We start from the raw sequence: 21978 nt of genomic DNA, 5'->3' as shown, positions 1-21978 counted from the left end.
GATGATTGAGCATCTCACCGACCCCCTGGACCCGATTGAGCGCCAGAACGAAAAACTGCTGAGGATCGTTGAGGCGCTGATGCGCCGGGTCGAGGAATCCACCGATGCCTCGGGTGCGGCCTATGCGCAGTTTCAGCGGGCCGCCGTGCTGGAACAAGAGATCCGCACCCGCACGGATGATCTGGAACGCGCGCTGGATCTGCTGAACGCCTCGAACGCGCAATTGGCCAAGGCCAATCAGGAAACCGAGGCCGCCCGGGCCGACCTGGCGAACGCGATTGAGGCGGTGCAGGATGGCTTTGCCCTGTTTGGGCGCAATGAAAAGCTGATCCTCTGCAACAGCCGGTTCGGGCTGCATATGCCCGATATTCAGGGCTGGCTGAAACCGGGGCTGCACTTTACCGAATATGTCGAATTTGTCAGTCGGTCGAGCTCATTGTCGCTGCCCGAAGGGGTCACCCCCGGGGATTGGGCCGAACTGCGGCTGGCACGCCATGTGGATGATCATGTGGTGTTCAATGTGGGCCTCAGCGGCAATCGCTGGTTGCAGGTGTCCGAACACCGCACGCCGGATGCCGGGACGGTGATCCTGCAGACGGATGTGACCGATATGATGCGGATCGAGCGGCTAGAGCGCGACCGTATTCTGGACGACAAATCGCGCCTGATCCGCGCCACGCTGGAACATATCGATCAGGGTGTCTGCATTTTCGACAACAAGCACCGGCTGGTCGGCTGGAACAACCGGGCAAGCGAGCTGTTGGCCATCCCGGTCACACAGTTCCAGATGGGGACGCAGTTTGAAACGCTCTATGACCGGTTGGGCTCGAACATGAGCTTTCAGCCGGGGATGACCTGGACCGATCTGTCCGATTGGACCAGGCGGCGCACCTATCGGCGGCCGCTGCGGTTTCAATTGCATCGGGGGCGGTCAAAAATCCTCTCTGTCTTTGCGCAAGAGATGCCGGACAAGGGCTATGTGATTTCTTTCACCGATGTCACGGCGGAACGCAAATCAGCGCAGGCCCTGCTGGACGCCAAGGAATTGTTGGAAAAACGTGTCGAGGCGCGCACCGTCGAGCTGGCCGACGCGCTGAGCGAGGCCGAGCGCGCCAACGCGTCCAAATCCCGGTTTGTGGCAGCCGCCAGTCACGACCTGTTGCAGCCCCTGTCGGCCGCCAAGCTTTATGTTGCCTCTCTCAAAAGCGGGCCGGATCAGGTGGACACACGGGATGTGGCCACCAAGGCGGAAAGCGCGCTCAACAGTGTGGAACATATCCTTGAGGCGCTGCTGGATATCTCGAAACTCGATAGCGGCAGTGCCACGGTACATCTGTCCACGGTGTCGATAGGGGACATGTTCAAACAGATGGAGGATGCGTTCCGCCCGGTTGCACAGGCCAAGGGGCTGGATTTACGGGTGGTTCCGACCAGTGCCCTTGTGGCCAGCGATGCCAGCTATTTGCGGCGCATTCTGCAAAACCTTCTGTCCAACGCGATCCGCTATACGGACACTGGCAAAGTGCTGGTCGGGGTGAAACGGCGCAAATCCTGTCTGTCGATCGAGGTTCTGGACACCGGAATAGGCATTGCCGCCGATCAGCGGGACATTGTTTTTCAAGAGTTCAAACGCGTGCAATCCTATGCCAGCGCGGCCGAGGGCATGGGTCTGGGGCTGGCCATTGTCGAACGCGCCTGCGGGTTGTTGAAACACCCCATCCATCTGCGGTCTGAACTGGGCAAGGGCACGGTGTTTTCCATCGAGGTGCCCCCGGTGCTGGATCAGGGTCCGTTTCAGGATGGCCGCCCCGTGGTGCCGGACAAGAAAACGGGTCAGCTGGTCGATGTCATCGTATTGCTGATTGAAAATGACGCCAACCTGCGCAACGCACTGACCCTGATTCTGGAATCCTGGGGTGTTCATGTGCTGGAATGCGCCAGTGAGGATCAGGCCGTGGACCTGCTGCGCGAGATTGGTATTACGCCGGATGCGGTGGTTGCGGATTTTCAGCTGGATCACGAAAAAACCGGCACCGAAGCGGTGCGCAGGATCAAGGCGGAATTCGGTGATATGCCGGCCTGTATCATCTCGGCCAACCGGTCGCCGGAAACGGCCGAGGAATGCAACGCGCACGGGCTGAAACTGCTCCACAAACCCATCGATGCCAAAGAGCTGAAACACCAGCTTGGCTCTATGATCTCGGGCTGACATACGCGCCGGGACCACGGTGGATAGGAAAATCTTGACCCAGGCGGGTTGCGTGTAACACTCTGAGAGCACCGCATTTTCATTTACGCCCGGCCCGGCCCGCCGCTTTTGGGAAAGTGATCCATGACAGATCAGCCCGCACCCGCAAAACCCGGCCCGTTGAACATGATACGGGCCGAAGCCCCCACGGCGATGATCATCCTGACGCTGTGTGTCTTTCAGTTCGGGGCGGATGGACTTTTGTATGATCTACAGAATCTGTGGATGGCAGGGGCGCTGTTCGTCGTGATCTTTACGGTCATGATGTGGGCCTGCTTTGCCGTTGTACGACACGCAGATGCATTGGCGGAATTGCTGGGTGAACCCTATGGCACGCTGATCCTGACGCTGGCCGTGATCGGGATCGAAGTGTCATTGATCGCCGCCATCATGCTGACCGGAGAGGCGGCCCCGACACTGGCGCGTGACACCATGTTTGCGGTGCTGATGATCGTGCTGAACGGTCTGGTCGGGCTGGCGCTGCTGATCGGGGCGTTGCGCCACCGCGAACAGGAGTACAACCTGCAGGGCGCACAGGCGTTCATGGCCGTCCTGTTGCCGCTGGCAGTGCTGAGCCTGATTTTGCCGAAATTCACCGTTTCGACCGAGGACCCGACCTTCTCGGTGCCGCAGGCTGCGTTTTTCGGGATCATCATCGTGTTGCTATACGCGGCGTTTCTGACGGTGCAGACGATGCGGCATCAGGGCTATTTCCTGCAACCGGTCAGCGAAAACGCCCCGCCCCCGGCCTCGGATCACGGGCACGGGCCGGTCTATTCGACAGGGTATCACACGGTGATGCTGCTGCTGACGCTGCTGCCGATTGTGCTGCTGTCCAAGCGGATGGCCAAGCTGGTGGATATTGGCATCGTGCAAGCCGGAGCACCGCTTGCGTTGGGTGGTGTGGTTATCGCCCTGCTTGTTCTGACGCCCGAGGGCTTGGCTGCGCTGGCGGCGGCGCGGGCCAATCACCTGCAGCGCTCGGTCAACCTGCTGCTAGGCTCGGCGCTCGCCACGATCGGGCTGACGGTGCCTGCGGTGCTGGCGATCAGCCTGCTTAGCGGTACAACCACTGTCCTGGGTCTCAGCGACAGTTCCATGGTTCTGCTGCTGCTGACTTTGGTCATGAGCCTTATGACCTTCGGTGGCGCGCGCACCAATGTGCTGAATGGTGCGATGCATTGTGTGCTGTTTCTGGTGTTTGTCGTGCTGATCTTCAGCCCGTAATCATGTGTCCCGCATGGTTTGCGCGTTTTCGGCACGATCCCTCAGCTCGGGCACAGGCGTTTTGACCGTGCCGTCTGTGGCGTGTTGCAGCAGGTTGTCGACGGTCAGCATGGCCATCGCATGGCGTGTCTCATGCGTGGCGCTTCCGACATGGGGCAGCAGCACGACGTTTGACATCTGGCGCAGCGCCTCGGGGACAAAGGGTTCGTTCTGAAACACATCCAACCCGGCCCAGCCCAGCTCTCCGCCAGACAGCGCGTCGATCAGGGCGGGCTCATCCACGACCGAACCGCGTGCCACGTTGATCAAAGTGCCTTTGGGCCCCAGGGCGCGCAGCACCTCGGCATTCACCAGATGGCGGGTTTCTTCGCCGCCCGGTGTGATGCAGATCAGCGCGTCCACCTCGGCGGCCATCGCGGTCAGGTCATCGAAATACTGATAGGGGACGTCTTTGGGCGTTCTGGAATGGTAGACGATGCGCGGCGACCAGGGTTCCAGTTTGCGGGCGATGGCCTGACCAATTCTGCCAAAGCCCAGCAGCCCGATCACCTGGTTGTCGACTGATCGGCTAAAGGGAGCCCGCGCGCCCGTCTCCCACTGGCCCGAGCGGACAAAGGCGTCGTCGCGCAGAACTTCGCGGTAACAGGACAGCAGCAGCAGAACGGCGGTGGTGGCGACCTCGGCGTTCAACACATCCGGCGTATGGGTGACCATGACGCCGCGCGACCGCGCCACCTGTACATCGATTGAATCATAGCCGACGCCAAAACAGCTGATCATCTGAAGGCGGGGCAGGGCGTCCATGACTTTCGGGGGCATCCCGTCATGGGCATTGGTCAGAACATGCGTCACGCGGTGGCCGTTCTGATCCAGCCAGTCAGCCTCCAGATCGGCCAGCGTATGGATGGTAAAGGCTTCTTGCAGCCGCTGCAGGATGGCCTGCGTCGCAGAGCCGAGAATAAGAAGATCAGGCATGTGTCTTTGGCGCTTGGGAATGGTTGGGGCATTTGTGCGGGAACGGGGCCCGGAACACAAGAAACTTGGTCTGTGTATTGTGTGTACCGTCAGATGATCGGCCGGAGGGACATGGTGCTGCGAAGATGTCAGTCGTCCGCCCGGGTAGGTTTAAAAACGTCGATGTCCCCGGTCACGCCACGGATAGCGTAATGCCCAACGGATTGAACGGTGCCGCGCATATGACGTGCGACGCGATCCGTGACCAGAAGCGTTTCACCCAGCCGCTTGCACAGTTCCTGTACGCGGCTAGCCACGTTGACGGCCTGACCAACCACCGTGAAATCCAGCCGGTCCGGGCTGCCGATATTGCCAAAGGTCACCGGCCCTGCATCCAGTCCGATCACGAACTCGATTTCCTCGCGCCCATTGCGCGTGGCATTTTTGTTATACTCGGCCAGATTGGACAACGCCTGTTCTGCCGCCCGAACGGCAGCTGTGCAGGCGGGGGCGGTGTCCTTTCCCAGATCGAAGACGGCCAGAATACCGTCGCCCATGAACTTGAGCACATCGCCCCCTGCCTCTTGAATAGGGGCGACGACCATCTCAAAGTAATCGCCCATCATCTCAAGCAATTGCTGTTCCGGCCACATCTGCGCTTTGGCAGTGAAACCCCTGAGGTCGGCAAACAGGATCGCGGCTGAGACGGTCTTGGACTCGCCGCGTTTGATGTGACCTTGCCCGATTTCTTCTGCAGGGCCATGGCCAAGGTAAGTCTGTAGCAGGCTTTGTTGTGATTGGCGCATGGCGATGGGCTCTAACGCGGCGGCCAGCGCGTGGCGCGAGTCTTCGATATAGCGGATATGCGCGTCGGAAAACCCGGCCTCGGCATTTGAGGTAAAGCTGGTGCCTTGAACGGACCCGTTGCCATGTTCCAGAGGGATGGCCAGAAAGTCGGTGGCGCCTGCCTCGGCCAGTTCTGCATAGACCGGGTGTTCATCCTCAAGGTTCAGGCCGGACAGGCGTTTGCGCAGCGGGCGGCGTTGGGTGACCACGTGTTCAAAAGGGCTGCCATGCCAGGAACTGGTCGACAGGACGGTTGTGGGGACCGTGTAGCGGCGGGTTTCGTCCGGGGTCCAGATGATGCCCCAGGCGCTGAGCAAAGGGTTCGCGTAATTCTGCGCAATCCGCGCCCGTGCCAGCGGCACGCCAAGCTTCACCAACCCCTCGCAATAGCCCTGAACGATCGCGATTTCATCGCCCAGCAACCGGCCATCGGAAATCAGCCAGTGGTTTAATGTATCAATCTCGGACACGGTTCTCTCATACAGATCGGACGTGTCGGTATCATACAGGCTGCGCGTCTGATAAACACCCGCGCCGGGATGGTTTGTCAGCGGCGCCCGAGCCTAGCTATTACCCTGCCGCGAGTTGGGCGGGCAGGCCGGTCACCTCGCCTTCGCGGATCACCGCGGGGTCATAGGCTTTGCGCGAAAACACCTCGCGCACCATGGGCTCGAAGGTGTCCATCGGCTCCATCGGGTAATCGGGGTCAAAGCTGGACTGATCCCAGGCTTCGCAGAAGATGGCGCAGGTGTCGAACAGGGGGTGATCGCGATACCGGTCGCGCGCGTTGCGGTCCCACCCGTAATGGTGCCCGTAGTAAAGCGTTTGGAAGATGCCGTGATGTTCCACCGTCCAGGACACTTCCCACCGCACGAAGGGTCGGATGACCTCGGCAGACATGCGGTCGTGGTTTTGTGGGGCCAGTCCGTCGCCGATATCATGCAGCAATGCACCCACCACCCAGTCGATATCCACCCCGTCGCGCAGGGCGCGGGTGCCAGATTGTAGCCCGTGTTGCAAGCGGCTGATCCGGTAGCCTTCCAAGGTGACCTCGCCGGCGCGGCGCAGCTCGTCCAGGACACGATTTGCGGTTAGCGCCAGAAAGGGTTTTTCAAGACGTTCCAGCAGCTCGTATTCTTCTTTGGTGCCGTCTTTCATTGCAGTGAAGCTGACTGTTTCGCTCATTTCCGGTCTCCAACGCTGTACAAGCCCACATCCTGATCGGCCCCCGCCGCCAGCGTGGCGGCCTGACCTTCCAATATCCGATTATAAAGCGCCAGATCCGCCGAATGGAACAGGGACCGTGGTCCGGCGATACAATCCCAGCCACCGGCAGGGATTTCGCCGCGCACGGGCATGGCCCAGTCTTTGCCCGGGGCGTGATCACGCACCTCGGGCGTGACATAGCGGATCGCCAGCCCAATACGCCGGTCTGCGCTTTGGTTGGGCCCTGAGGCATGGAAGCAGCGCCCGTGATGCAGTGACATCTCACCCGGTTTCAGCGGGCCGGGCACGGCCTTGTCTTCATCGATCCCGGCGATCCTCTGACCGCGCGATAAAAGGTTGTTCTCATCAAACGTATCTTCGTGATCGGCGATGCCGCCCTTATGACTGCCGGGAATGAACCGCATGCAGCCCGCCTGTTCGGAGACATCCGAAAGCGCGACCCAGGCGGTGACCTCGTCATCGGTTTCGCCCATGCCCCAATAGGTGATGTCCTGATGCCACGAGACGGTCTTGGTGCTGCCGGGTTCCTTGATGAACAGCTCAACCGACCAGGCCAAAAGGTTCGGCCCCAGAACCGCCTCAACCGCGTCCAGTATTGCCGGAGTGCGCGCAGCCTCGGCCAGCATCGGGATTACCACATGGCCGTTCACGCGAAAGAACTGACCCAGATCATGCCCGCCTGCGCCCGCGCTGTGCTGGTCTTCAAGGCGTTCGATCTGTTGACGTAGCGCGGCGACCTGTTGTCGTGAGAACACGGGCAGACCGGCGACAAAGCCGTTCTGGCGATAGGCGTCAATATGGCTGTTATCTGCGTCCAGCATGAAATCCTCCCACTGTTTGAAACAGGCTACACCGATGGCGAGGCATGAAAAGATATCTCTGTTGCCTCGGAGGTTAAGCTGAGCTTATCCTCGGGCTATGTCGCGCCGTATTCCCTCCCTCAACTGGTTGCGCGTTTTCGAGGCCGCCGCCCGTGCCGGCAGCTTTGCCCGCGCGGCCGAGCGTTTGGCGATGTCGCCCCCGGCCGTCAGCCAGCAGATCCGTGCGCTTGAGGCGCATCTGGGTCAGCCTCTGTTCAACCGGGTGGCGGCGGGTGTGTCGCTGACCGAAGCCGGGCGCACGCTGTTGGCGGTGGTGGGGGAGTCGCTGGGCCGGGTGGAAAGCGCCGCCGCCGCAATCGCGGCGCCGGTGGGGCCGCCGTTGACGGTGGCAGTGTCCAAGACGCTGTCGGTGGGCTGGTTGACCCCTCGTTTGCCCCAATTTCTTGAACGTCATCCGGATGTGCGGCTTGAACTGACGTCGATGGTTGGGCGTCCCGAACTCCCGCCGCGCAACGCGGCACTGTGGATTGCCTTTGGCCCGCCCCCGCCGGGCACCGAGACGCGCCCGTTGTTTGGGGAATGGCTGTACCCCGTGGCGCATCCGCAGATTGCCGCAGAGATCGGGGATTTGGGGGATCTGCTGGCCTTTCCGCTGATCGAAGTGTCGGATCACAGAATGAACTGGGTGCAGATTTTTGGCGGGGATGTGCCGCCTGCAAACACGCAGATCACCTATGTCGACACCACCCTGTCCGCGCTGGCCTTGGCCTCGGCCAAGGGCGGTATTGCCTTGGCGCGTCCTCCGGCCAGCGATCACCTGACGGATGTTTATGGTTTGGCTCGCTGCCTGCCAGAGTTCAGCCTGCGGGGAATAGAAGAGTATCACTTAGTGCATGGTGCGGGGACGCAGCTGTCGCCCGATGCCTCAGCATTTGCCGAATGGGTCTGCGCCGAGGCCGAACAGACGAGACTGCTGTTGAATGACTAGGCCCAAAACTTAAGTAAGGTAATATTACATTACTTAAAGATACTGAAAAATAAAAAGAATTGAATTATAGGTAGTGAATCACTAGGGTCCGCGCCATGACCCAGACAACGAAAACACTCGGCACGACGTGCTATCGCTATCTCGGCAATGACGGGCTGGAAACGGTCCGATTTGGCGATGAAACCTTCCTGCGCGTCTCGCCCGAGGCGGTCAGCGCCCTGACCGCGACCGCGTTTGCGGATGTCTCGCATCTGCTGCGGCCCAGCCATCTGGCGCAGTTGCGCGGCATTCTGGACGATAGCGATGCCTCGGCCAATGATCATTATGTGGCGTTGGAACTGTTGAAAAACGCGGTGATTTCGGCGGAACGGGAATTTCCAAGTTGTCAGGACACAGGTACAGCCATCATTCACGGCGCAAAGGGCCAGAATGTGCTGGTGGGGGGCGATTTGCACGACGCCGTCGAGCAAGGGGTCAAGGACACGTGGGAGACGCGGAACCTGCGGTTTTCCCAGATGGCCCCGCTGAGCATGTACCGGGAACAGAACACCGGCACCAACCTGCCCGCACAGATCGACATCGAGGCACGCAGCGGCGATGCGCTGGATTTTCTGTTCATGGCCAAGGGCGGCGGGTCGGCGAACAAGACGTTCCTGTACCAGGAAACCCGGCGTCTGTTGGAGCCCGAGCGCATTCTGGCCTTTTTCGACGAAAAGATACGCACGCTGGGCACCACCGCTTGCCCGCCCTACCATCTGGCGATCGTAGTTGGCGGATTGTCGGCCGAGCAGTGTTTGAAAACGGTCAAGAAAGCTTCGGCCAAGGAATTGGACGATCTGCCCACATCTGGCAGCCCGGATGGGCGCGCGTTCCGCGATCTGGAGCTTGAGGCGCAGATACTGGAGCTGACGCGGAACATGTCGCTGGGTGCTCAGTTTGGCGGCAAGTATTTCTGCCACGACGTTCGGGTGATCCGCCTACCGCGCCACGGCGGCAGTCTGCCGGTTGGCATGGGTGTCAGCTGCTCGGCAGATCGTCAGATCAAAGGGCGGATCGACCGGGATGGCATCTGGGTCGAACAGTTGGAGCATGACCCGGCGCAATTCCTGCCCTCGCAGGATGTTGCGGCGAAATCCGCGACCCGGATCGATCTGGACCAACCGATGGACGGTATCTGTGCGGAACTGTCCAAGCTGTCCGTGTCCAGCCCGGTTTTGATGTCCGGCACCATGATCGTGGCGCGTGACTTGGTGCATGCAGAACTGGCCCGGATGATCGCCGAGGGCAAAGACCTTCCCGATTACATCTACAATCACCCGGTCTATTATGCAGGTCCGGCCAAAACACCCGACGGTTATGCCTCGGGCTCGTTCGGGCCGACCACCGCCGCGCGGATGGACCCTTATGTGCCCGAATTGCAGGCCCTGGGGGCGTCGCGCGTGATGATCGCCAAGGGCAACCGGGCGTCATCCGTGGTGCAAAGCTGCAAGGACCATGGCGGGTTCTTTCTGGGCTCGGTCGGTGGGGCGGCGGCGGTTCTGGGTAAGGATGTCATCAAAAGCATCGAAACGCTGGATTTCCCCGAATTCGGCATGGAGGCCGTTTTCCGCGTAAAAGTCGTGGATTTCCCGGCATTTGTGATTATTGACGACAAGGGAGAGGATTTCTTTACCCGCAAACCCTCATTCTAGGTCACAGGAGCCGCAATGCCGCCATCCTCAGATAAGATCACCCTGCGCCAGTTGCAGATTTTTCTGGTGGCTATCGAAACGCGCAGCTTTGTGCGCGCTGCGGAACGACTATCGCTGACCCCGCCTGCGGTCTCGATGCAGATGAGCCGACTGAGCGAGGAATTCGGCGCGCCCTTGTTCGAGAAATCGGGGCGGTCCGTGATCCCGACCGAGGTTGCCACGGCGCTGGTGCCCTATGCCGAACGAATGACCGAAACGCTGGCCGAGGCAGTGGATGTCGTCCAGATCATGCAGGGCAAGCTGGATCACCGGGTGCGGGTAGCGATGGTGACGACGGCGCGCAATTTCGGGCCCCATCTGCTGGCACAATTTCAGCAGGAACACCCCGAATGCGACCTGCAGTTCAAGATCGCAAACCGCCGCGAGGTGATCGAGATGCTGGATACCGACCAGATCGATCTTGCGCTGATGGGGCGGCCTCCGCGCCGGTTAGAGACGACGGCGCATCAGTTTGCCAAGCACCCTTATGTTCTGATCGGGCACCCGGATCATCCGCTGGTACGTTCCAGCCGAATCCGCCGCTCGGACCTGCCGCATCACCAGTTCATTGTGCGCGAGCGCGGGTCAGGCACGCGGATGGTCCACGAGTTCTTCTTTTCCGATTCCGACCTGCCACAGCCCAAGGCGCAGGAAATGGACAGCAATGCCAATATCAAACAGGCGGTGATGGCGAATATGGGGCTGGCCTTTATCTCGGCCCACACGATTGCGCTTGAGGCGATGGCCGGTAAGCTGAAAATCCTGAGCGTCGAAGGCATGCCCGAATTCCGCGACTGGTTCGTTCTGCACATGCGCGACAAACCCCTGCGCCCGGCGGCGCGGGCGTTTCGGGATTTTGTGGATCAGAAAGGCCCTGCCTTCATGGCGGAGTTCTTCAAGGACGCAGGGATTGCAACATAACCTGCGCCCGCGCGACGATGGGCGGGTCGATCATCTTGCCGTCCAGCATCACCGCACCAAGGCCCTGTGCCACAGCCGCATCAAACGCCTGAACCACTCGGGTCGCATGGTCGATCTCAGTGGCGCTGGGGGTAAAGGCAGCATTCACCACCTCGACCTGCCGGGGATGGATACACATCACGGCGTCAAACCCGATGGCGCGACCCAGGGTGACGCAGGTGCCAAAGGCATCCATATCCTTGATCTCAGCGATGCTGCCGGGCAGGCCAATGGCGCGCAGACCGGCGCTTTTGGCCGCCAGAATAAGTGTCTGAGCTGGGGCTTGCAGCGCTTCGACTGAAGGCGCATGGCCGCAATCGGTCGAGAAATCCTCGGTCCCGAAAGCCAATGCGGTCAGGCGGGGGGTTGAGTTGGCGATGTCTGCTGCGTTTTGCAGGGCTTGGGCCGTTTCGATCAGCGCGATCAGTTTGATCTGGCCGTCGGGCAGTTTGGCCTGACGTTCTAGCATCGACAGGTAGTCGTCCACCAGACGCAGGTGATCCCCTCCGATGACCTTGGGCAGCATGATCGCATCAACGCCGGGCAGGATTGCAGCTTCAAGATCGCGAACGCACTCGCCCAGATCAGCATTCACCCGGATTGCAACCGACATGCCATGCTGTTTTAGCGCAGCAACGGCGTCGGCCAGCCCGTCGCGCGCGGCCTGTTTGTGGTCGCGCGGCACGCTGTCTTCCAGATCCAGCAGGATCGCATCCGCCCCCCGTTCATGCGCGCGGGCCACCAGTTCGGGCCGGTGCGCGGGGGTGAACAGGTAGGATCGGATCATGCGGCGGCCGTCTGGGCGAACTCGGACCGGATGGTATCGGTGTGTTCCCCAAGTGCAGGCACCCTGCCAAAACGCGGCGTTTCGGGATCAAAGCTGTGGCGCACGGGGGCGGCGACCAGATGCGCTTCGTCCCCGTTTTCCAGCGTGACCGGCGTGCGGCGCAGCTGCGGGTGTTCGGCAAAGGTGCCGACCGAGTTCACGGCCCCGTAGGCGATGGCCGCCGCAAACAGTTTGCCCTCCAGTTCGGCCCGGCCGTGACCGGCAAAAAACCCGGCGACGATGGCATCCAGTTCGGCACGGTTGGCGACCCGTTGGGCCGCGTCGCAGAACCGTGGATCGGTGGCCAGTTCGGGTTGCCCGATCACATCGGCGCAGAGGCGCTTCCATTCGCGTTCGTTCTGGATCGAGATTGCCAGAATCTCATCATCCTTCGTGGTAAACCCGCCATAAGGCGCGATGGAGGGATGGTGCAGGCCAACCGGCTGCGGCGCTTTACCCGCATAAACCGTATGCATCAACGGCACCGTCATCCAGTCAGCGGCGGTGTCGAACAGGGACAGTTTAACCGCGCTGCCCTTACCGCTGATGCTGCGCGCGATCAGCGCCTTTTGGATGCCGATGATTGCGTTCATGCTGGCGCCGATATCGCAGACCGAAACGCCAATCCGACCGGGATGTCCGGGCGCACCGTTCACGGACACCAGCCCGCTTTCGCATTGCACCAGAAAGTCATAGGCTTTCATGTCGCTATAGCGCCCATCCTCACCATATCCGCTGATATCGCAGGTAATCAGCCGCGGGTTGCGTTTGCGCAGGACGTCCTCGCCAAACCCGGCGCGGGCGATGGCCCCGGGGGCGAGGTTCTGGATGAACACATCCGCCTTGTCCAGAATGCGGTGCAGCAGGACGGCATCGTCGGGGTTTTTGATGTCCAGACACAGGCTTTCCTTGCCGTGATTGGCCCAGACGAAATAGGACGCTGAGCCTTTGACCGCACCATCGTATTTGCGGGCGAAATCGCCGGTATCACGCTCGATCTTGATGACGCGCGCGCCGCCCTGGGCAAAGTGGCACGACGCGAGGGGGGCAGCGACGGCCTGTTCCAGAGATACGACCAGCAGGCCGTCGTAAGGTTTCAGAGGGGTATCGGTCATGCGGCAGCTCGTGTGTTCAAAAGCGCAAGGGTGCGGTGCATTTCGTTGGCAACGATGGTCATGCCTTCGTCAAAGCCCATGCCGGGTTTGACCAGCACGCGGTCGGGGCGGGTGGCCATGGCCGCGTGCAGGCAGGCGCGGGCCGAGATGTCGGTCTCATTACAGGTGCCGCCCTGATACGCGGCGACACCATTGGCTTTGCAGTAGAGAACCGCATCGACCGTATTGTGCAGCGATCCCAGATCGGGGGTCTTGATCTGAACCATGTCACAGCAATCGGCGTCGACGAAATCGACCACGTCTTGATAGGTGTTGCACCATTCGTCGGCCACGATTTTGACGTTGCTGCCAAGCGCCTGCAGCGAGGCACGAATGTCGCGCAGCAGGGTGATCTGACCCTCTTTCGAACCAGCATCGGCAGGCCCTTCGATATACAGATCAAACGGGGCCGCGCGTTGTTCCAGCGACGCCAGATAGTTGGCGATCTTTACCGCGTCATTGTCAAAAATCATGCCGACCGTGCCGTAGACGTCGATATGCAGCACCGGGTGATAGCTGTCATCGGTGCGCAGATCCTGAATGCGGCGCGACAGCCATGTGACATATTCGGCCAGCTTGCCACCATTTTCACCCAGCTTCTGCGGGATGTTGTTGATCAGGCCGTGGGGCAGGGCGTCGACCTGTTTCAACACCATCTTGTCCACGGCCTCATAGCGGTTGTCACCGCTTTGCCCGAACAGGCGCAGAGGGGAAGCGATGGCCTCCAGCCCCCATTCGTCGCAGATGACCTCGAACTTCATTTTGCCTTTGGCAATCGACGCTGCCGACAACAAAGCCTGCGACAAGCCATAGCGCACGGCGGTGTGCAGGGGTTGGCCATCTACGATCAGCGTATCGAAGAATTCGGCACTTTCGCGGAAGCTGCGTACGTCATGCCCGATCAATTCAGGGGCCAGATGTTCCTGCAGGAACGGAATGACGGATGAGGCCAGAAACAGCGGATCCCGCCCGGCGGCACCGGAGTACTGAACGGCAGCGCAATCGCCCTCGGCGATCTGGCCGTTTTCCAGTTCCAGCAGGATCGAGACACTCTCACCATATTGCCGGACGCGGGCGAAGCCGTCGGTCAGGGCCTGACCGCAATAGACAAACCCGTCCTGCTTGGCCCCCTGTTTGATCGCCGCCTGATCGTCGAAATAGTACGAGGCCAGCCCCGGCGCGAAAACAACGTTTTTGATCTTCATGACACTCTCTGTGCGTTAAGCGGCAACTGAGGGCCGACCGATGAGTTTACTGGCCGAGATGGCGCGGACGTCATCGACCACCATGTCAAACGACACCTCACGCCCCTCGGACCTTGCGCGTTCCGCGATGCGGTCCCGGTGGAAGGCCATGACATCCTTGGGCAGCGGTACATTTCCGGTTTCAAAAATCCGCAGCGCGCCGTGGTTGTCGCGCACCGGCGTCAGTTTGCCCGCGTTGCCGATGGCTGGCGCAAAGGGGATGTCCATGACGCCGGATTCAAAGGCCAGTACGGCACCGCGCGCGATATCGCCTTTGCCCAGTTTCAGGACGGCGCGCATGACGGCGTGAACCTCGGCCTCGATCACCTCGACCTCGGTCAGGATCTCGTTGCCGTCATTGCGGTTCTGGTCCGCGATCATGTTGACCATCTGGCGGGTCGCTTTAAGCCCGGCCTGGTTCGCCTCAAGCGAGGGAATGCCGCTGGCCTCATGCGGGGTTTTGACGATGATCTTGGTGGCGCGCGCCTGTTTCGCGGCCAGTGCGCCCAGACAGATGACAGCGGTTGCCTTGGCCTCATCCTCGGGGAAGCCGCCCATCCACTGGTGGAACACGGTGGTCAGTTGGTAATCGTCATAGCCCGCGTTCTGGAAATAGTGGTGCCCCAGCCGCCGCAGTGACCGCAGCGCGGCGACGTCCTGCACCAGATTGCCCGCCTGACCATAGCCCAGTGTGATACAGCGCACGCCCTGTTCCAGCGCCAGCAGACCCTCGATGATGGCCACCACATGCGAGACAAAAGGCGGCACCAGCGTCCCGGTCAGAGGGCCAAAAGGCTCGCGGTTGATACGGATGCCCTGTTCTTCGAAGCGGCCCACCAGACGGTCGCAGTACTGCCAGTGGCGGATCGACTGCTCCAGCGGAATGTTCTTTGCATAGGGGATGTTATAGGAAATCCCGCCGCCCTCGTAAGACGAAAAGCCCGAGCTGAGCGTGACTTCCGCCAGCAGGCGCGCATCGGGCGTGCCGTGACGCACCTGAATGGGTTTCGACACAGCCTCGACCAGTCGCGTGCAGCCTTCCACACCATGGTTGACCGCCGGGAATCCGTTCAGCAGCGAGGTGCCCGCCGCGCGAGACCGGTCGATGCCATTCTGCGCCTCGTCATAGCGGTTGTGGCGGGTATAGGCGTCAATTGTTGTGGGCAGCACGTCGCAGAACGGGGCCAGCCCCTCCATCAGCGCGGTGTGTTCCCGCAACAGCGCGACGCCCGCGCGGGGTTGCAGCAGCGTCTTGCCATTTTCATCCGCATCCGCCAAGGCCGCCGAAAACCGCTTTTCCACGGGCAGCGCCTGTTGGCGGGCCAGACCTGCTTCAAAATCCACATCGGCACCGGTGTGCCAGGATTGCAGAACGCCCTCACGCTCGGCGTCGAAAACGGAATCGGGCAGCTTGGAGTTCGTGATTTCTGGCGTGCCGGTCATGTCACCATCTGCCTTTGCTAGATTGCGGCCCAGTCGGCGAACTCTGGTGCGAAGGCACCCGAGTTGTGGCCGATATTCGGAAGGCGGCGCATGTCGATATCATCTTTCAGCAGTGCCACAACTTGATCGATATTCACCGACGCCGGAAAGACGCGGTCATAACCCATGTCCTTGAAGCGGGTGACGACGGTGGCGAAATCCTGCTTTCCGATCACAAGGTTACCGCCGACGTAGAGAAGGATGTTGCCGATGCCCGCAGCCTCGCAGCGGTCGCGCAGGCCCTGGCAATCAATTTCGCCATGCCCGTAGATCGATGAGACCAGGATCGCGTCGGCGTTTTCTGCCAGAGCGGCGGTCACGAATTCCTCTTGGCTGACCATAACGCCCAAGTTGACGACCTGAATTCCGGCCCGGGTCAAAAGGCTGTCCAGGATCTTGTTTCCAACGGCGTGGCAATCTGCGCCGATCACTCCCAAGACCACTTTGTGTGTCGTGCTGGCGTCAAACATTTCTCGCTACTCCTCTGTCGCGCTTTCCCGGGTTCTAGCGGTGATTCTTTATTTCGTAAACAAAAATGACCAAGAGACATAAAAAGATAAGTAAAACTTATTTATAGTGATGAGAGGCCACCCGGCTTGCTGTTTGATCGCAGTTGCGACAGGTGGGCGGGCCTATTTTGTCGGTTCTGAGAGTCTTTGTGTCCGAAACCGCTAGTGAAAACTTGGCCCGTCGTGACGCAGATTAAAGACTGCAACGAATAGGAGCCTTCATGCGATACTCGGCGCTGCGACTTTTCAAAGAGGCCGTAACCGGCCACAAGGGCTGGGGCCCTCAATGGCGCGACCCTGCGCCAGCAGATGCGTATGACTATGTCATCGTCGGTGGCGGCGGGCATGGTCTGGCCACGGCTTATTATCTGGCCAAGGAATTTGGCGGGGCGCGGATTGCGGTTCTGGAAAAGGGCTGGATCGGCGGCGGCAATGTGGGGCGGAACACGACGATCATCCGTTCGAACTATCTGCTGGACGGGAATGAGCCGTTTTATGAGTTCTCGCTGAAGCTGTGGGAAAACCTTGAACAGGACTTCAATTACAACGCGATGGTCAGCCAGCGCGGTATTCTGAATCTGGTTCACACCGATGCACAGCGCGATGCGGCGCGGCGGCGGGGCAATGCGATGATCCTGAACGGATCGGATGCCGAGCTGCTGGATACCGACGGTGTGCGCGCGATGTATCCCTTCCTGAACTTTGACGATGCGCGGTTCCCGATCAAGGGCGGTCTGTTGCATCGCCGGGGCGGTACTGTGCGTCACGATGCGGTGGCATGGGGCTATGCGCGCGGTGCGGATATGCGCGGCGTAGACATCATTCAGAACTGTGAAGTCACCGGGTTCCGCATTGAAAACGGCAAGATCTTGGGTGTGGATACAAGTCGTGGGTTCATCGGCGCCAAGAAGGTCGGCGTCGCGGTTGCGGGCAGCTCCAGCCGCGTGATGGAGAAGGCCGGGATGCGCCTGCCCATCGAAAGCCATGTGTTGCAGGCGTTTGTGTCCGAGGGGCTCAAGCCGTTTATTCCGGGCGTCATCACCTATGGTGCGGGTCACTTCTATTGCAGCCAGTCCGACAAGGGTGGTCTGGTCTTTGGCGGTGACATCGACATGTACAACACCTATGCCCAACGCGGGAATCTGCCGGTGGTCGAGGATGTGATCGAAAGCGGCATGTCGCTGATCCCGGCGCTGGGTCGTGCGCGCCTGCTGCGCAGCTGGGGCGGGATCATGGATATGTCCATGGACGGCTCGCCCTTTATCGACAAGACGCATATCGATGGGCTCTTTTTTAATGGCGGCTGGTGCTATGGCGGGTTCAAGGCCACGCCCGCGTCCGGCTATTGCTTTGCCCATCTTCTGAAAACCGACCGTCCGCATGAAACCGCGACCGCCTATCGGCTGGACCGGTTCATGACCGGCCACATGATCGACGAAAAAGGGCAGGGCGCCCAACCCAACCTGCACTGAGGAACAAGGCCATGATCAACAAGTTTGCACGCGACCTGATCGAGCATTGGCATCTGGGCTTTGTCGCCACTGCTGATGCCGACGGAAACCCGAACGTATCCCCCAAGGGGACCTTTGTGGTTCATGACGACACCACGATCAGCTTCGCTGAAATCCGGTCGCCGGATACCTTGGCCAATATCGCGGTTCGCCCGCAGGTCGAGGTGAATTTCGTCGACATTCTGACCCGCCGCGGTCTGCTTGTTCAGGGTGAGGCAACCTATGTACCGCGCGACAATCCGCGTTACCCGTCGCTGCGCCCGGTTTACACCAACCGCTGGCCCGATCTTGAGCCCGAGTTTTCAGGCTTTGTCGTAATCAACGTGACGGCCTGCAAACCGCTGGCGACACCGGCCTATGACATCGGTGCCACAAGCGAGGATCTGCGCGCCAAATGGATGCAGCGTGTGCGCGACATTAACATCATTCACAAAGGGTCGGAGGTCGAAGCATGCTGATCAACCATCCCCTCCTTGGGCCGCGCGACGCACAGGAATTCACCTATCTGGGTGATGCGACCTTGATCAACCGCCCCGACTGGCAGGCCGAAGACGCGGCGCAGGCGTTTCACGATTACCTGTACCTGCGCGACAATCCGGCGGGCGAACACCGTGAGCTTTGGTATCACGAACAGGGCGACCGGTCGTGGCTGGTGGTCACGCGCAACACGCTGACGCATGAAATTCTGAATGTCGAACTGGCGCGCGATGTCGCCAAGGCGGCCAGAAAGGCAGAACAATGACGCAAAGCAATCGTCTGAACGGCGGGCTGATCAACCGTGACGCCAGCCTGAGTTTCACTTTCGACGGCAAATCCTATCAGGGCTATCAGGGCGACACGCTGGCCTCGGCCCTGCTGGCCAATGGTGTGCGCCTAATGGGCCGGTCGTTCAAATACCACCGCCCGCGCGGCCCGCTGACCGCGGGCAGCGAGGAACCGAACGCCCTGGTCGAGCTGCGCTCGGGCGGGCGGCAGGAACCCAACACTCGCGCCACCGTGGCCGAGCTGTATGAGGGCCTGAGCGCCAATTCCCAGAACCGCTGGCCGTCGCTGGAACGCGATTTCATGGCGATCAATGACCGGTTCTCGAACTTCCTGACCGCCGGGTTTTATTACAAGACCTTCATGTGGCCCAAGGCGTTCTGGGAAAAGCTGTATGAGCCGATCATCCGCAAAGCCGCCGGTCTGGGCAGCCTGACCGGTGAGGATGATCCCGACCTCTATGACAAAGGTTTCCTGCATTGCGATCTGCTGATCATCGGTGCGGGTCCGACCGGTCTGGCGGCGGCGCTGACGGCCGGGCGCGCGGGCGCTCAGGTCATTATCGCCGATGAAGATTTCCACATGGGCGGTCGTCTGATTGCCGAGACCGGCGCGCTGGCCGATATGTCCGGCGCGGATTGGGTTTCGCAGGCTCTGGCTGAACTGGCGTCGATGAACAACGTGCGGGTCATGCCGCGCACGACCGTGTTCGGCGCCTATGACCACGGCATCTATGGTGCGGTAGAACGCAACGCGGATCACCTGATTGCGCCCGAGGCGGATAAACCCCGCCAGACCCTGTGGCGCATCTATTCCAAACGTGCGCTGATCGCGACCGGGGCCATCGAACGCCCCATCGCGTTTGAAAACAACGACCGGCCCGGTATCCTGCTGGCTGGCGCGGTGCGGGCCTATACCAACCGCTGGGCGGCCACGCCCGCGCAATCGGTTGTGGTCTTTGCCAACAACGACGACGCGCACCAGACGGTGCGCGATCTGATGGCGCAGGGCGTCAAGGTTCCGGCCATTGTCGATACCCGCGCGGATGCTGCGGATGTCGAAGGCACCGAGGTTCTGAAAGGGGCCGAGATCATCAACACCTCGGGCCGCTTGGGTCTGACCTCGGTTCAGGTGCGGACCGGTAAGGGCCAAACCCGCGATCTGCAGTGCGAGGCGCTGGCCATGTCCGGCGGCTGGAACCCGAACCTGGGCCTGACCTGCCATCAGCGCGGTCGCCCGGTCTGGAACGCCGATATCCACGCCTTTGTTCCGGGCGACGGTCTGCCCGTCGGCCAGATCGTGGCTGGCGCGGCCAAAGGTGAGTTGACCACCGACGCGGCGCTACAGGGCGGTGCGGCGGCGGCTGTCGCTGCACTGGGTGATCTGGGCATCACGGCATCCCCCGCCGATCTGCCCGCTGCGGCGGATGCACCGGTTTCGATCAGCCCGTTCTGGCACGTCAAAGGCGCAAAACGCGCGTGGCTGGATTACCAGAACGACGTGACCGTCAAGGACGTCAAACTGGCACACCAAGAGAACTTTACCTCGGTCGAGCACCTGAAACGCTATACCACGCTGGGCATGGCGACCGATCAGGGCAAAACCTCGAACGTGGGTGCGCTGGCGGTGATGGCCGAGCTGACGGGCAAATCCATCCCGGAAACCGGCACTACCATCTTCCGCCCGCCTTACACGCCTGTGGCGATGGGTGCGTTCGGTGGCCGCGCGGTGGGCAAGGATTTCCACCCGACCCGCCTGACACCCAGCCACAAATGGGCTGAGGAACAGGGCGCTGTGTTTGTCGAGGTCGGCAACTGGCTGCGTGCCCAATGGTTCCCGCGCAAGGGCGAAACCCATTGGCGGCAATCGGTGGATCGCGAAGTGCTGCAGACCCGTAACTCGGTCGGTGTGTGCGATGTGACCACGCTGGGCAAGATTGATGTGCAGGGTGCAGATGCTGCCGCGTTCCTGAACATGATCTATTCGAACGCCTTTGCGAAACTGCCCGTGGGCAAGGTCCGCTATGGCCTGATGCTGCGCGAGGATGGCATTGCCTATGACGACGGCACCGCTGCGCGGTTTGCCGAGGACCATTTTGTCGTGACCACCACCACCGCCAACGCGGTTCTGGTCTATCGCAACATGGAATTCGTGCGCCAATGCCTTTGCCCGGATATGGACGTACAACTGATTTCGACCACTGAGGCCTGGGCGCAATATGCCGTGGCCGGTCCCAACAGCCGCAAGCTGCTGCAAAAGATCGTGGACCCCGAGTTCGACATCTCGAACGAGGCGTTCCCCTTCATGGGCTGTGGTGAGATCACCGTGTGCGGCGGGCTGCGGGCGCGGCTGTTCCGTATCTCGTTCTCGGGCGAGCTGGCCTATGAGATCGCGGTGCCCACACGTTACGGCGACGGGCTGATGCGCGCGCTGATGGAGGCGGGCGAAGAGTTCGACGTGATGCCCTATGGCACCGAAGCCTTGGGCGTCATGCGGATCGAAAAGGGTCATGCGACCGGCAATGAGCTGAACGGTACGACCACGGCTCTGAACCTTGGCATGGCGCGTATGGTCAGCACCAAAAAGGACTGTATCGGCAATGTTCTCAGCCGTCGTGAGGGGATGAACACCCCTGATGCGCTGGCGCTGGTCGGTCTCAAACCGGTAGACGCCAAGGACAGCGTGCCTGCGGGCGGCCATCTGATGAAAGCCACCGGGCCGGTCGATGCGGCCCATGATCAGGGCTATGTCACCTCGGCCGCCTATTCGCCGATCCTGCAAAGCTCAATCGGGCTGGCTTTTGTTAAAGGTGGCTCGGACCGGATGGGTGAAAAACTGCGTCTGGTGAACCCGCTTGAAGGCCAGGAAGTCATGGTCGAGATTGTCAGCGCTCATTTCGTGGACCCGGAAGGGGAGAAGCTTCGTGCATAAACTGAAACCCATCACCCCGCTGGGCGGCGACACGCCGCGCACCGACACCATTGGCACAATCACCATCACCGAGGTCGTGGATCAGGCGCTGGCTTCGGTCGCAGCGCGCAACGATCAGGCGAATGCCGTGCAAAAGGCGCTGGCCGACAAGATCGGTCTGACGCTGCCCGGTGTCGGCCAATCCGCCGAGGCCGCAGAACATGCCGCCTTCTGGACGGGCCCGGATCAGTGGATGATCACCGCGTCCCACGACAGCCACGAATTGCTGGCCTCTGAATTGAAGGCCGTTGTGGGCGACAGCGCCTCGGTGGTTGAACAGACGGACGGCTGGTGCCGGTTCGACGTGCAGGGCGCGGCGCTGTGCGATCTGTTCGAACGGCTGACCAACGCTCCGGTCCGCACGATGGAACCCGGCGCGGCGATCCGTACCACGGCAGAGCATCTGGGCGTCTTCCTGTGGCGTCTGGCCGAGGACCGCATGGCTATCATCGCGCCCCGGTCATCGGCGGCCTCGCTGCATCACGGTCTGCTGGGGGCGGCAAAGTCGGTCGCCTGACC

19 protein-coding genes are annotated in these 21978 nt (G+C 61.0%); 10 read left to right on the top strand and 9 right to left on the bottom strand.

Annotated features, from left to right (window positions below):
* Position 1 precedes the first annotated feature (1 nt).
* Positions 2-2209, top strand: coding sequence for a hybrid sensor histidine kinase/response regulator (locus ACRZ94_RS14475; RefSeq protein ID WP_480797633.1), 2208 nt, complete (start codon positions 2-4; stop codon positions 2207-2209).
* Positions 2210-2332: 123 nt separating this feature from the next.
* The gene (locus tag ACRZ94_RS14470; protein ID WP_480654515.1) at positions 2333-3475 is read left to right on the top strand and encodes a calcium:cation antiporter; all 1143 of its coding nucleotides are present in this window, start codon (positions 2333-2335) and stop codon (positions 3473-3475) included.
* Here ACRZ94_RS14470 and ACRZ94_RS14465 read toward each other — a convergent pair whose 3' ends face one another.
* From ACRZ94_RS14465 to ACRZ94_RS14450, 4 genes are all read right to left on the bottom strand, one after another.
* Entirely contained in the window at positions 3476-4450 is a 975-nt protein-coding gene (locus ACRZ94_RS14465) for a 2-hydroxyacid dehydrogenase (protein WP_480654513.1), read from the bottom strand. It abuts the gene before it with no gap.
* A 128-nt stretch (positions 4451-4578) separates the two neighbouring features.
* Entirely contained in the window at positions 4579-5745 is a 1167-nt protein-coding gene (locus tag ACRZ94_RS14460) for an adenylate/guanylate cyclase domain-containing protein (protein WP_480654511.1), read from the bottom strand.
* Positions 5746-5845: 100 nt separating this feature from the next.
* A complete protein-coding gene (locus tag ACRZ94_RS14455) occupies positions 5846-6460 on the bottom strand; it encodes an HD domain-containing protein (protein ID WP_480654509.1) in 615 nt (204 codons plus the stop codon).
* Positions 6457-7323, bottom strand: coding sequence for a phytanoyl-CoA dioxygenase family protein (locus ACRZ94_RS14450; protein WP_480797632.1), 867 nt, complete (start codon positions 7321-7323; stop codon positions 6457-6459). Before ACRZ94_RS14450 ends, ACRZ94_RS14455 begins: the two co-directional genes overlap by 4 nt.
* Positions 7324-7420: 97 nt before the next feature.
* Between ACRZ94_RS14450 and ACRZ94_RS14445 the strand changes: the two genes are divergently transcribed.
* The 3 genes from ACRZ94_RS14445 to ACRZ94_RS14435 all read left to right on the top strand — a co-directional run bounded on the left by ACRZ94_RS14445 (position 7421) and on the right by ACRZ94_RS14435 (position 10962).
* Positions 7421-8311, top strand: a complete 891-nt coding sequence (locus tag ACRZ94_RS14445) for a LysR family transcriptional regulator (protein WP_480797631.1) — start codon at positions 7421-7423, stop codon at positions 8309-8311.
* 95 nt (positions 8312-8406) lie between these two features.
* A complete protein-coding gene (locus ACRZ94_RS14440) occupies positions 8407-10002 on the top strand; it encodes a FumA C-terminus/TtdB family hydratase beta subunit (RefSeq protein ID WP_480654503.1) in 1596 nt (531 codons plus the stop codon).
* A 15-nt stretch (positions 10003-10017) separates the two neighbouring features.
* Complete coding sequence (locus tag ACRZ94_RS14435) at positions 10018-10962, top strand: LysR family transcriptional regulator (RefSeq protein WP_480654501.1); 945 nt, start codon at positions 10018-10020, stop codon at positions 10960-10962.
* Here the strand turns inward: ACRZ94_RS14435 and ACRZ94_RS14430 are convergent.
* The 5 genes from ACRZ94_RS14430 to glmS are packed head-to-tail and all read right to left on the bottom strand — an operon-like array spanning position 10937 to position 16177.
* The gene (locus ACRZ94_RS14430; protein ID WP_480654499.1) at positions 10937-11788 is read right to left on the bottom strand and encodes an HpcH/HpaI aldolase/citrate lyase family protein; all 852 of its coding nucleotides are present in this window, start codon (positions 11786-11788) and stop codon (positions 10937-10939) included. The two genes, ACRZ94_RS14435 and ACRZ94_RS14430, sit on opposite strands and share 26 nt — an antisense overlap.
* Complete coding sequence (locus tag ACRZ94_RS14425) at positions 11785-12942, bottom strand: CaiB/BaiF CoA transferase family protein (protein ID WP_480654497.1); 1158 nt, start codon at positions 12940-12942, stop codon at positions 11785-11787. The genes ACRZ94_RS14430 and ACRZ94_RS14425 overlap by 4 nt, the downstream gene beginning before the upstream one ends.
* A complete protein-coding gene (locus ACRZ94_RS14420; protein ID WP_480654495.1) occupies positions 12939-14186 on the bottom strand; it encodes a methylaspartate ammonia-lyase in 1248 nt (415 codons plus the stop codon). Before ACRZ94_RS14420 ends, ACRZ94_RS14425 begins: the two co-directional genes overlap by 4 nt.
* A 15-nt stretch (positions 14187-14201) precedes the next feature.
* Positions 14202-15668, bottom strand: a complete 1467-nt coding sequence (locus tag ACRZ94_RS14415) for a methylaspartate mutase subunit E (RefSeq protein ID WP_480654494.1) — start codon at positions 15666-15668, stop codon at positions 14202-14204.
* Between the two features lie 17 nt (positions 15669-15685).
* Positions 15686-16177, bottom strand: a complete 492-nt coding sequence (gene glmS, locus ACRZ94_RS14410; RefSeq protein WP_480654493.1) for a methylaspartate mutase subunit S — start codon at positions 16175-16177, stop codon at positions 15686-15688.
* Positions 16178-16437: 260 nt separating this feature from the next.
* On the opposite strand from glmS, the gene ACRZ94_RS14405 reads away from it, so the two are divergent.
* The 5 genes from ACRZ94_RS14405 to ACRZ94_RS14385 are packed head-to-tail and all read left to right on the top strand — an operon-like array spanning position 16438 to position 21976.
* Positions 16438-17688 (top strand): sarcosine oxidase subunit beta family protein, encoded by a 1251-nt coding sequence (locus ACRZ94_RS14405; protein ID WP_480654491.1) that lies wholly within the window; start codon positions 16438-16440, stop codon positions 17686-17688.
* Positions 17689-17699: 11 nt separating this feature from the next.
* Positions 17700-18185, top strand: a complete 486-nt coding sequence (locus ACRZ94_RS14400) for a pyridoxamine 5'-phosphate oxidase family protein (protein ID WP_480654490.1) — start codon at positions 17700-17702, stop codon at positions 18183-18185.
* Positions 18179-18469: a sarcosine oxidase subunit delta gene (locus ACRZ94_RS14395; RefSeq protein WP_480654488.1), complete on the top strand. Its 291-nt coding sequence runs from the start codon at positions 18179-18181 to the stop codon at positions 18467-18469. Before ACRZ94_RS14400 ends, ACRZ94_RS14395 begins: the two co-directional genes overlap by 7 nt.
* Positions 18466-21420 (top strand): sarcosine oxidase subunit alpha family protein, encoded by a 2955-nt coding sequence (locus tag ACRZ94_RS14390; protein WP_480797630.1) that lies wholly within the window; start codon positions 18466-18468, stop codon positions 21418-21420. The genes ACRZ94_RS14395 and ACRZ94_RS14390 overlap by 4 nt, the downstream gene beginning before the upstream one ends.
* On the top strand, positions 21413-21976 hold the full coding sequence (locus ACRZ94_RS14385) for a sarcosine oxidase subunit gamma (protein ID WP_480654484.1): 564 nt from the start codon (positions 21413-21415) through the stop codon (positions 21974-21976). The genes ACRZ94_RS14390 and ACRZ94_RS14385 overlap by 8 nt, the downstream gene beginning before the upstream one ends.
* Positions 21977-21978: the final 2 nt, after the last annotated feature.

The organism is Ruegeria sp. CH10, assembly GCF_056537125.1.
This window is presented reverse-complemented; position numbering and strand designations above follow the sequence as displayed.

Bases quoted from the DNA above. Each gene is read 5' to 3' on its own strand.
- ACRZ94_RS14475 (WP_480797633.1), top strand. From the start codon at position 2: ATGATTGAGCATCTCACCGACCCCCTGGACCCGATTGAGCGCCAGAAC.
- ACRZ94_RS14470 (WP_480654515.1), top strand. From the start codon at position 2,333: ATGACAGATCAGCCCGCACCCGCAAAACCCGGCCCGTTGAACATGATA.
- ACRZ94_RS14465 (WP_480654513.1), bottom strand. From the start codon at position 4,450: ATGCCTGATCTTCTTATTCTCGGCTCTGCGACGCAGGCCATCCTGCAG.
- ACRZ94_RS14455 (WP_480654509.1), bottom strand. From the start codon at position 6,460: ATGAGCGAAACAGTCAGCTTCACTGCAATGAAAGACGGCACCAAAGAA.
- ACRZ94_RS14450 (WP_480797632.1), bottom strand. From the start codon at position 7,323: ATGCTGGACGCAGATAACAGCCATATTGACGCCTATCGCCAGAACGGC.
- ACRZ94_RS14445 (WP_480797631.1), top strand. From the start codon at position 7,421: ATGTCGCGCCGTATTCCCTCCCTCAACTGGTTGCGCGTTTTCGAGGCC.
- ACRZ94_RS14440 (WP_480654503.1), top strand. From the start codon at position 8,407: ATGACCCAGACAACGAAAACACTCGGCACGACGTGCTATCGCTATCTC.
- ACRZ94_RS14435 (WP_480654501.1), top strand. From the start codon at position 10,018: ATGCCGCCATCCTCAGATAAGATCACCCTGCGCCAGTTGCAGATTTTT.
- ACRZ94_RS14430 (WP_480654499.1), bottom strand. From the start codon at position 11,788: ATGATCCGATCCTACCTGTTCACCCCCGCGCACCGGCCCGAACTGGTG.
- ACRZ94_RS14425 (WP_480654497.1), bottom strand. From the start codon at position 12,942: ATGACCGATACCCCTCTGAAACCTTACGACGGCCTGCTGGTCGTATCT.
- ACRZ94_RS14420 (WP_480654495.1), bottom strand. From the start codon at position 14,186: ATGAAGATCAAAAACGTTGTTTTCGCGCCGGGGCTGGCCTCGTACTAT.
- ACRZ94_RS14415 (WP_480654494.1), bottom strand. From the start codon at position 15,668: ATGACCGGCACGCCAGAAATCACGAACTCCAAGCTGCCCGATTCCGTT.
- glmS (WP_480654493.1), bottom strand. From the start codon at position 16,177: ATGTTTGACGCCAGCACGACACACAAAGTGGTCTTGGGAGTGATCGGC.
- ACRZ94_RS14405 (WP_480654491.1), top strand. From the start codon at position 16,438: ATGCGATACTCGGCGCTGCGACTTTTCAAAGAGGCCGTAACCGGCCAC.
- ACRZ94_RS14400 (WP_480654490.1), top strand. From the start codon at position 17,700: ATGATCAACAAGTTTGCACGCGACCTGATCGAGCATTGGCATCTGGGC.
- ACRZ94_RS14395 (WP_480654488.1), top strand. From the start codon at position 18,179: ATGCTGATCAACCATCCCCTCCTTGGGCCGCGCGACGCACAGGAATTC.
- ACRZ94_RS14390 (WP_480797630.1), top strand. From the start codon at position 18,466: ATGACGCAAAGCAATCGTCTGAACGGCGGGCTGATCAACCGTGACGCC.